8 protein-coding genes are annotated in these 7,775 nt (G+C 37.7%); 2 read left to right on the top strand and 6 right to left on the bottom strand.

Going from position 1 to position 7,775, the window contains the following annotated elements; genetic code table 11:
* Positions 1-366, top strand: a 366-nt coding sequence (locus M983_RS08480) for a DUF1097 domain-containing protein (RefSeq protein WP_066749646.1), incomplete at its 5' end; no start/stop codon positions are given.
* An 84-nt stretch (positions 367-450) separates the two neighbouring features.
* On the opposite strand, the gene M983_RS08475 is transcribed toward M983_RS08480, so the two are convergent.
* The 6 genes from M983_RS08475 to fepB all read right to left on the bottom strand — a co-directional run bounded on the left by M983_RS08475 (position 451) and on the right by fepB (position 6,569).
* Entirely contained in the window at positions 451-1,230 is a 780-nt protein-coding gene (locus M983_RS08475; RefSeq protein ID WP_066749648.1) for an ABC transporter ATP-binding protein, read from the bottom strand.
* A 73-nt stretch (positions 1,231-1,303) separates the two neighbouring features.
* The gene (locus tag M983_RS08470; protein ID WP_066749645.1) at positions 1,304-2,749 is read right to left on the bottom strand and encodes a TonB-dependent receptor; all 1,446 of its coding nucleotides are present in this window, start codon (positions 2,747-2,749) and stop codon (positions 1,304-1,306) included.
* 54 nt (positions 2,750-2,803) lie between these two features.
* The gene (locus M983_RS17900) at positions 2,804-3,397 is read right to left on the bottom strand and encodes a TonB-dependent receptor plug domain-containing protein (protein ID WP_066749644.1); all 594 of its coding nucleotides are present in this window, start codon (positions 3,395-3,397) and stop codon (positions 2,804-2,806) included.
* 166 nt (positions 3,398-3,563) lie between these two features.
* Complete coding sequence (locus M983_RS08460; RefSeq protein WP_066749643.1) at positions 3,564-4,604, bottom strand: FecCD family ABC transporter permease; 1,041 nt, start codon at positions 4,602-4,604, stop codon at positions 3,564-3,566.
* Positions 4,601-5,608, bottom strand: a complete 1,008-nt coding sequence (locus M983_RS08455) for a FecCD family ABC transporter permease (protein ID WP_066749642.1) — start codon at positions 5,606-5,608, stop codon at positions 4,601-4,603. The genes M983_RS08460 and M983_RS08455 overlap by 4 nt, the downstream gene beginning before the upstream one ends.
* Before the next feature lie 4 nt (positions 5,609-5,612).
* Complete coding sequence (fepB, locus tag M983_RS08450; protein ID WP_066749647.1) at positions 5,613-6,569, bottom strand: Fe2+-enterobactin ABC transporter substrate-binding protein; 957 nt, start codon at positions 6,567-6,569, stop codon at positions 5,613-5,615.
* A gap of 375 nt (positions 6,570-6,944) precedes the next feature.
* On the opposite strand from fepB, the gene M983_RS08445 reads away from it, so the two are divergent.
* On the top strand, positions 6,945-7,775 hold an 831-nt coding region (locus M983_RS08445; RefSeq protein WP_066749641.1), incomplete at its 3' end, for a metallophosphoesterase.

The following is a 7,775-nucleotide window of genomic DNA, read 5'->3' as shown; positions in this document are numbered from 1 at the left end:
TTTTTAGGATGCACCGCTTATTTTGCCTATCCTAAAGAAGGTATAAAAGGCTTAATTATCACTATTGCGACAATAATGAGTGGTGTTATTTGGGCTCTTGCTATTATTTATGGCGGTAATTTGTTCAATGATAGCGCGATGATTGGTTACATTATTACGGGCATTATTGCTTTTATCATGTGTATACAAGCCAAAAGTACACTTCTTGCCTATATACCCGGCACCTTTGTGGGTGCTTGCACACTATTTGCGGCACAAGGCGATTTAACCCAAAGTATTCCTTCATTAATTGTTGGTGTACTCTTTGGTTATGCCATGAAAATGAGTGGTCTTTGGATTGCCAACAAATGGCCTAAAACAGCCTAATTTATTGCTAAATCTATACTAAATAAAGCGGTGAACCATCGAATTAAACCGCTTTATTTCATTATATTATCTACACTTCACTCTTCAACAAGGCACTATCATTGGCGTTTGTGTGACAGGATCGGCGATTATTTGGCATTCTAAATCAAAAACATGTTTAATTAATGATTCATTAATTATCTCTGTCGGCTTTCCTTGCGCAATAATCTGCCCTTTTACCATAACAACCAGATTATCGGCATAGCGACAAGCCTGATTAAGATCATGCAAAACAGCCACAACCGTACGCTCTTGTTCTTGATTTAACTTTCTAAAAATATCTAATAGTTCATATTGATAGGCGATATCAAGATAAGTAGTTGGCTCATCTAATAATAAAATATCCGTTTGCTGCGCTAAAACCATCGCAACCCAAGCACGCTGGCGCTGACCACCAGATAATGAATCCACCGTTTTATCAGCAAACTCAGTAATTCCGGTTTTTTTCATTGCTGCTTCAACGGCAAACTTATCTTCTTTGCTCCATTGACGCATAAAGCTTTGATAAGGAAACCGCCCTCTTGCCACTAAATGAGTAACCGTAATTCCTGCGGGAGCCTGCATTGTCTGTGGTAATAATGCAATTTTGCGTGCTAATAATTTTGTTGGTAATTTTTCTATAGGATGCTCGTCTAATAACACCTCTCCTGCTTGTGGTGTTAGTAGATTGCATAAACTGCGCAATAGCGTTGATTTACCACAGCCATTAGGACCAATAATAATAGTCACTTGTTTATCAGGAATAGCAAGAGAGATATCTTGGCAAATCGTTACTTGTTGATACCCTAATTTTAAATTTTTTGTCTGTAGTCGGCTATTATTCATCACACTATCTTTTAGATTAACCATAAATAACAAGGGGGATGTATTATCATCACCCTTGCTGTATTAACGATGTTTAGAAACGAACCTCTACTGTTGCGCCTAACATACGAGGACGTTGGTAAATCGCGGTATCTTTATTATTATCAGGGATAAGAATACGTTTATCTGAATCAAACAGATTTTGTGCAAATAATGTCGCTCTACCCCATGTAAAGTTATAACCCAGCTGTAAATTAGCAAGCCAGAAGCTATCTACTTTGCCACTTTCAGCATTATTCGCTTGAGAGAAATAACTACCTGAGAATTGTACGTTACCACTAATATCCATAGCCTGGGTTAATTGGTATTTAGCCCCCACATTCGCAGTATAATCTGGTGCTCTCGCTAATTCTTTACCTTCAATACCACTATTACCAAAATCTTTTATTTTGGTTTTAAGTAAACCAATACCTGTATTTAACTCAAGTGAATCGATAGGTTGATAAGCAATCGTTAATTCAGCACCGTAAGTTTCGACTTTCTTAGCATTGCGAATAGTGCTTGAGTTAGGCCCTAAATAGAATGGTAATTGCATATCTTTGTAATCGTTATAGAACAAGTTCGTCATTACGCTTAACTTATTATCTAATAAGCTATTACGTGTATATAAACTATAATTCCATACATATTCAGGCGAATACACATAGGTCACGATAGGATTACCAATCGTCACACCAGCACCACCACCGTTATAACCACGACCAATAGCGAAACCGACGGTTTGATTTACGCCTGGTTTCCACGCAATATCGGCTTTAGGTAAGAATGTGTTATAGGTTTCATCAAAATCGATAACGACCGTTTTACTTCCACCATTACGTGTATGATGTTCGCGCTCAAAGCGCCCTGATAAAGTAACATCGATTTCAGGGAAAAGAGCATAAGTTAATGAACCATAAGCTGATGCAGTTTCTGTTTTATCATCAAAATAACTGCCACCAAAAATATTCACAAACTCATCTTGTTTACCATGAAAATAGCGAACCCCAAAAATACCACTTAATGCTTCACTTTCTGTTTTAAAACGCAACATTGGCTCAAATTCAAATTCTTTAGCATCTATATCAGCACGAGGACTTTGAGATTCTGTTAAGCGACGAGTTGAGAAATCAGTATAAATAAGTGTATTTTCTACACTTAAATTGTGATTGGCTTCCCATGTCGTATTTAAAATACCACTCGTTGTTTTACGTTTTATAACAGGACGAAAACGAGAAGGTGTGTTTGGTGCTAAATTACTGGCCATATTGGCTTCATTTTGCGGTGATCGACTATCAAGATGGCTTACTGTAAGTTTCGCTTTAAAATCAGGATTATCGATTGAGTCATATAATAATTTACCTCGGAATGTATTAGAGCGAATATCGCGAGGATCACCTGCTGGCGAATATTTATCCATATGCACAAAGCTTTCACGCTCTTGCCTTTCAGCAGTAAAACGAAATGCAAGCTTATCTTCAATTAAAGGGCCTGATGTCATGACAGCATATTGGCGCCGATCTTGTTGTCCTGCACCTAGTTTTACTGCATTTTCTCAATAAAAGGTTGGGTCCATTGTTTTAACTAAAATCGCACCTGCAATCGCGTTACGTCCTTGAACATAACTTTGAGGATCACGGAAAATTTCTACGTTATCAACGTCCCATAACGATTGTGCACCATAGCCAAATTCGTTATAGGTAAAAGAGCGCCCATCAACAGAGAAATTGACTCGAGGACGTGTACCACCTAGAAAAGCGATAGCACCTTGAGCAGGACCTGAGCCATCAACACCTCGAATAGCAGGTAATGCATTACTATTGCCGTTATCGACAACATTTGGTGTCATCTGTAATAACGTATTTACATCCGCATTAGGTGTAGATTCAATTTTTTTATAATCATATACCGTGACACTTGAACCTGTGTCATAGATTGATTTATTAAGCTTTTCACCAGTAACAATTAAAACATCTTCATTATTGTCACCATTGTCACCGTGTCTTTTATTATTTTGTGACGTAGGCTCTTTTTGTATTTCTTGTGCAGAAACATTAGGAATAACGGTACATAACGTTCCTAATAAAGCCATTCGAACAAGTGTTACAACTGTGCTTTTTTTTGTGTGTAGAGTAAGAACACCAGACATGAGCCTATCCTTTCATGCAAATTAGCATGCCATAAGACGATTTAAAAAGGCCCTCATTACTTACCAACTTTCAATAAACTATAAAAATATTGATAAACTCATCCATAAGTTAATAAAAAACAACTCATTTATTATTTATATTTATAACTGTATTGCTGCAATCAAACTAACTTTTATAAGCGCGAGTGAGTAACCATAAAAGATATAACCCACCGATAACGCCAGTCATTAAACCAACTGGCATCATGATATTAAAAGGTAAACGTTGCGATAACACATCAGCACTTAGTAATAGCAAAGCGCCCATAAGTGCCGAACTCATTACAGGCAACTTTCCTGAATTATTTAATCGAATAACAAGCTGAGGAGCGGCAAGGGCAACAAACGCAATAGGGCCAGCACACGCTGTAGCTAAAGATGCTAATAGTACTGCACTAAAAATAGTTATCCATCTAACACGCCCTACATTAACACCTAATTGCTGTGCCATATCATCACCCATCTCCATCAGTGTGAGTGATTTAGCATAAAAAGAGATAAGTGGGACTAAGATGACTAATCCAATAAAAACAGGATAAACATGCTGCCAAGTGCGCGCATTTAACGAGCCAGCAAGCCAGAGATTAGCGACAATCGCATTATCAATATTGCCTTTGACCAATAAAAGAGCATTAAATGCGTGTAAGACAGCACCAACACCAATACCCACCAATATCATTGTGTAGCCTGACATCACGCCATTTTTTAGTGATAATAAATACACCACTAAGGCTGTTATCATACCGCCTGCTAATGTAGAAATCGCAATATCAGTCATCGTGCCATTAAACAGAATGATTTGTAATAAAGCACCAGATGCCGCCCCCGTTGTAAAACCAATCACATCAGGTGAACCTAATACATTACGAGAAATAGACTGAAAAATAGCCCCTGAAATGCCTAAAGCGGCACCAACACCTATCGCAGTGAATAAGCGAGGGACACGAATATCAATCACAATCTTTTCTTTAACGCTATGCTGTGACTCACTAAAAATAATATCGACCAGTGTTGATATATCGATAGGGAATTTTCCTGTCGTCATTGCCAATAATGCGAGCACAATGACTAAGATAAAAAGAATAAATGCCACTAGCGCATCACGCAGTGAAAAAACGAAAGACCAAGTACCTAACTGACAAATAATGTCATTATGTTGCTTTTTCATAATGTAATTATCCGCCAACGTGTTACAAGAAAAATAAAGAAAGGCCCACCAATAAGTGAGATCATAATTTCGACACTAATTTCGCTAGGTGCACCAATTAATCGCCCTAAACAATCTGCAATTAGCATCAAAAGTGCACCGATAAGCATCGACATGGGTAAAATACGTCGATATTCCGCACCCACTAAACGACGAGCAAAATGGGGTGCTGTTAATCCTAAAAAGCTTATAGGGCCTACAGCTGCGGTTGCACTTCCTGCAAGTAAAACAATAGCCAGAGCCGCCAGTAACCATACTCGATTTTGATTAGCCCCTAATGCTTGGCTAATATCATCGCCTAATGTGACAATATCTAATGAACGAGTAAGTGAATAAGCAATAATACTGCCTATCAATACCAATACAGTAATAGGATAAAACACGTCAAAACTACGACCTTGCAATGATCCCACAACCCAATGGCGAAATTGGTCAAAAACCCGTTCATCACTATTAACGGTAATTAATTGTGTTAATGCTAATAAAACAACAGAAAGCGCCACACCTGAAAGCACCATTCTGACAGGATTAAGCCCTTGCCTTACACCACCGAGTAAATACACCGCAATACCTGCGATAAAGGCACCTAATAGGCCAAACCACATATACAACGTGACATCAGTTATTCCCGTTAATGCAATTAGCGCCACAATCGCGACCATAGCCCCTGCATTAATACCAAAAAGGCCAGGATCAGCTAACGGATTGCGTGTTAAAGCTTGCATTAAGGTTCCAGCACTCCCTAATGCGACACCAATAACAATCGCTAATAACGTACGAGGAAAGCGTAAATAACGGACTAACAGATGCTCACTATTTGTCGTATCAAAATCAACAAAAGCGTGCCATGTTGTTTCTATAGAAACAGCACGACTACCTACAAATAGGCTTAGTAATGAAAAGAGAATTAATAGGAGAAATGCCGCTCTAATCCCCCATTTTATCGTGTGTGGCGAGGTAAACATGTTATCACTTAGGTTGCTTAAAACGCGCGACAATATCGTTAATCATTTCCTGTGCGCTGTAATAATCAACACGAAATGAGTTAGCGCCTAATCCATAAACTTGCTTATTTTTAACAGAAGGAATATTTGCAAGAATAGGATCTGCCATAAAAACATCGGCTTCTTTTTGGGTGCCACTCAATAAAAAGGTTGTTGGTGCTGTTAGTTGTGTTAAATGCTCATATTGGGCCCATACAAAATCAGAAACCGCTTTTCCTTTAGGTTGCCAAGCTAAATCAGCACTTTCGATAGTAAACCCTAATTGTTGTAATAATATGGCATGAGGGCTTGTAGGTAGAGAAACAGGATTAACGGTGCCAGCGCCGAAATAAGAGATAATATTGACTTTGCCTTCTGGCAATTGGAGTTTTTCTTTTCCTGCTTTTACTAATTGCTCAAAATGTTGCAACAACAAAGCGGTTTCTTTTTCTTGGCCTGTGGCCTGCGCGAGTTGTTGCGCTAAGCTTTCCCACCCTTGTTTGCCATAATCTAAAACAATGGTAGGTGCAATTTGTTGAAATTGTGAGACTTGAGGATAAACAGTATCACCACCATTAATAGATACGACAATTAAATCAGGTTCATAAAGATAGGCCATTTCTAATGAAACGCTGCCAGCAGACCAAAGCTTTTCAATATTTTTTTCTTTAGCAATATGATCCCACTGCGCAAAAAACTGGCCATTGACTGCTGTTGAACTAGCGACAATAGGTGCATTCATCGCTAATAATGTGCCAGTAATTGAAACTGATGCCGATAAAATACGTTTAGGTTGTTTTTTTATCTCAACTTTCGAGCCATCAGCACTAGTAAATATACGAGGCCAAGATTGGCTATCAGCGCCTACACCGAAGGCATATGCAATATTCAATGTAGAAGAGAAAAAAAGAAGCAAAGTTGCAGAAATAACGGATTTAAACATACAAAGTTTCCAAGCAAGAAATGCTTTACAAGAATCCATAATATAATTGTTAATGTTAATCATAATCAATATCATTAACAACAAGCATTTATAGACTTGTTACTGGAAAAATGAGAATAAGTGCACAAAAAACACTTTGTATTAGTTTATTTTTATCATCAACACCGTTTTATCGTATTGAACAATCTCTCACTCTCTTTTTTGAATAAGTTATTCCGACATTAGTTAAAAATTGCATTATCAAGAAACTCACTTATGAATACGATTACATCAATCTGACTACTTTTAATATTTATCTCTGATAAATTTTAACATTGTGATTATTGGTGATTTCCGTAAAAAGAAGGTATTCCCACAACTGAAAAGGAATATCTAATGAATATGGAACAAAACGAAAATTATGCAGTTATTGTTATGTCTGACCCTCAACCTTGGAGGCTAGATTTAGCAGGTAATGATCCCAATAACTCCCAACAAAGTTGGGAATCAACGGTAACCAAAGTAAGAAACAGTATTCAAGCGCTTCATCGCGAAAAATCGTTTGCTTTTGGTATTATTAATGGTGATTTAACCGAATTTGGACGACGTTCTCAACGCGAAAGTTTTCGTTCACTATTTGCACCTTCACCATTAGGCTTTAATACTTATGTGGGATTAGGTAATCATGATTATCAAAATAATGTTGGTGATTGTGCAGAACCGAGTAACTCTGATTACAGCATGAATGCATGTGCAAGAGGTATGGTTTTTGATATGCATTACCGCATTGAAGAATATCGCGGTTATGCAACATCTGGGAATTTCGAATATGACAGTACAGAATATTCAGGTAGCAAAGCATACTCATGGGAATACGGTAATTTTCACTTTGTGCAGCTACAAAATTACCCCACATACCATGTCACACTCGATCACTGGGCAGCCGCAACCATTGAAGTTACTAGCTCACTTGATTGGTTAGAAAGAAACTTAATTCGAGCGAGAAATCAAAATAAAAAAATTATTTTGAATTTCCATGATGGTAACCAGCATTTTCCTAATAAATCCTCACAAGAAGAACTCAATTTATTTAAATATTGGATAGAGCATTATAAAGTTTCTGCTGTTTTTGTTGGACACACCCATAATGTAGGCCAAGATAATCGCTATGGTGGTAGCCCTATTTTTGGCAATATTCCTGTTTATAACAGTGGCGCATTATTCAAA

The sequence above is a fragment of the Proteus myxofaciens ATCC 19692 genome, assembly GCF_001654855.1.
GTDB classification, from domain to species: Bacteria; Pseudomonadota; Gammaproteobacteria; order Enterobacterales; family Enterobacteriaceae; genus Proteus; species Proteus myxofaciens.
This window is presented reverse-complemented; position numbering and strand designations above follow the sequence as displayed.

Coding starts and splice junctions, on each gene's coding strand:
- M983_RS08475 (WP_066749648.1), bottom strand. CDS start 1,230: ATGAATAATAGCCGACTACAGACAAAAAATTTAAAATTAGGGTATCAA.
- M983_RS08470 (WP_066749645.1), bottom strand. CDS start 2,749: ATGACATCAGGCCCTTTAATTGAAGATAAGCTTGCATTTCGTTTTACT.
- M983_RS17900 (WP_066749644.1), bottom strand. CDS start 3,397: ATGTCTGGTGTTCTTACTCTACACACAAAAAAAAGCACAGTTGTAACA.
- M983_RS08460 (WP_066749643.1), bottom strand. CDS start 4,604: ATGAAAAAGCAACATAATGACATTATTTGTCAGTTAGGTACTTGGTCT.
- M983_RS08455 (WP_066749642.1), bottom strand. CDS start 5,608: ATGTTTACCTCGCCACACACGATAAAATGGGGGATTAGAGCGGCATTT.
- fepB (WP_066749647.1), bottom strand. CDS start 6,569: ATGTTTAAATCCGTTATTTCTGCAACTTTGCTTCTTTTTTTCTCTTCT.